The sequence below is a fragment of the Desulfovibrio sp. 1214_IL3152 genome (assembly GCF_036763055.1).
GTDB lineage: Bacteria > Desulfobacterota > Desulfovibrionia > Desulfovibrionales > Desulfovibrionaceae > Desulfovibrio.
The window spans coordinates 1-1,733 of record NZ_JBAIYW010000202.1; the positions used below are offsets into that span (position 1 = coordinate 1).

Below are 1,733 nucleotides of genomic sequence, written 5' to 3' on the forward strand. Positions count from 1 at the left end.
CGCGAGCAGTCCATGAGCCTGGGCGCCAAGCCCTTTGACGTGGGCGTGCCTGCCGAGGTTGCCATCGGCGAGGGCGGCTATGCCCAGCGCCTGAGCGACGAGTGGCTGAACAAGGAACGTGAGGCTCTGAAGCCGTTGGTGAAGGACGCCGACATCATCATTCTTTCGGCCCTGATCCCCGGCAAGCTGGCCCCGATCCTGATCACCGACGAAATGGTGGCCTCCATGGCTCCCGGTTCCAGCATTGTGGACATTTCCATTGACCAGGGCGGCAACTGCGCGTTGACCGAAGCCGGTGAAGTGGTGGTCAAGCACGGCGTGACCATCGACGGCACCAAGAACATCCCCGGCATGATGCCCACAAGCTCCACGTGGATGTTTGCCAACAACGTGTTCCAGCTGCTTTCGTTCCTGGCTCAGGACGGCAAGATCGTGCTGGACAGGACCGACCCCATCATCGAATCCACGCTGAGCACCATTGACAAGCAGATTGTCCATCGGGGCGCGCGTGAAGCAATGGGCCTTTAATCATTAAAGAACGCCGGGCGCGGCCTGTTCCGCGCCCGGCGTTCCGGCATACAGGCCGGGAAAAATATTATTCAAGGAAGACATATGACCCCACTTACCCTGCTGGCGGTGTTTGTAGCGGCGACGCTGCTTGGCTACAAGATCATCAGCCATGTGCCGAGCCTTTTGCATACCCCCCTGATGTCGGCCATGAACGCCCTTTCGGGCGTCATCATTCTTGGTGCGGTAACCGCGACCCATCTTGCCGGTTCGACCTTTTTCACGCTTCTGGGGGCTCTTGCCGTGGCAATGGCTATTGTCAACGTTTTCGGCGGATTCGACATCACCAATAAAATGCTCCGCTTGGTCGCCGGGAAAAAGAAGTAGCCCTTCTCTGACCTCTGCATCAACCATAAACCGGAAGAAAGGGTTGCTGTGAAATGAATGCGATAACCTACAACATCATAGCCGGAATTCTTGTGGCGTCAGTGCTGTTCGGCCTGCGCCTCATGAACAGGGTTCCCACTGCGGTCAGGGGCAACCTTTTTTGCGCCTCTGCCATGGGTCTGGCAATTCTTGTGACCATGTTCAAGGACGGTTCGCTGACCTCGCTTTCGCTGTGGCTCGCCATTGCCGTGGGCATGAGCCTGGGCCTTACCCTGTCCAACAAGGTCAAGATGATCCAGATGCCGCAGATGGTGGCTTTTCTGCACGGCATCGGCGGCGGCGCGGCGGCCATTGTGAGCTTTCTTGTGCTCACCGACACGGGCGCGCCCTCGGCCTTTGAACGCGGCAGCGCCTGCCTGGCGCTTGCCATGGGCATGACCACCATTGCCGGTTCCTTTGTGGCTGCGGGCAAACTGCATCAGATTCTGCCGCAAAAGCCCATCATTCTGCCCGACCATACCAAGATCATCCTGTCCATTCTTGGACTTATGGGCTTTTCCGTGCTTATGGGCACGGCCTTTCCGCAGTTTCTGTTCGGCTTCTTCATCTTTTTGATGTTTGTCACCGGCACGGCCTTCGGCATCGGCTTTACCATCCGCGTGGGCGGGGCCGACATGCCCATCACCATCTCGCTGCTGAACTCCATGGGCGGCGTGTGTGCCGCCATTGCGGGCTTTGCGGTCAATGATCCCCTGCTTGTGGCTATCGGCGGCATCATCGGCTCGTCCGGCTACCTGCTGACGCGCATCATGTGCCGCGCCATGAACCGCAAGCTGCTC

General features: G+C 58.7%; 2 protein-coding genes and 1 pseudogene. All 3 read left to right on the forward strand.

Going from position 1 to position 1,733, the window contains the following annotated elements:
* Window positions 1–528 (forward strand): annotated as a pseudogene (locus V6C07_RS04300) (NAD(P)(+) transhydrogenase (Re/Si-specific) subunit alpha); the annotation flags it as partial.
* Between the two features lie 84 nt (window positions 529–612).
* The gene (locus V6C07_RS04305) at window positions 613–894 is read left to right on the forward strand and encodes an NAD(P) transhydrogenase subunit alpha (protein ID WP_333535127.1); all 282 of its coding nucleotides are present in this window, start codon (window positions 613–615) and stop codon (window positions 892–894) included.
* 53 nt (window positions 895–947) lie between these two features.
* Window positions 948–1,733, forward strand: a 786-nt coding sequence (locus V6C07_RS04310; RefSeq protein ID WP_333535128.1) for an NAD(P)(+) transhydrogenase (Re/Si-specific) subunit beta, incomplete at its 3' end; no start/stop codon positions are given.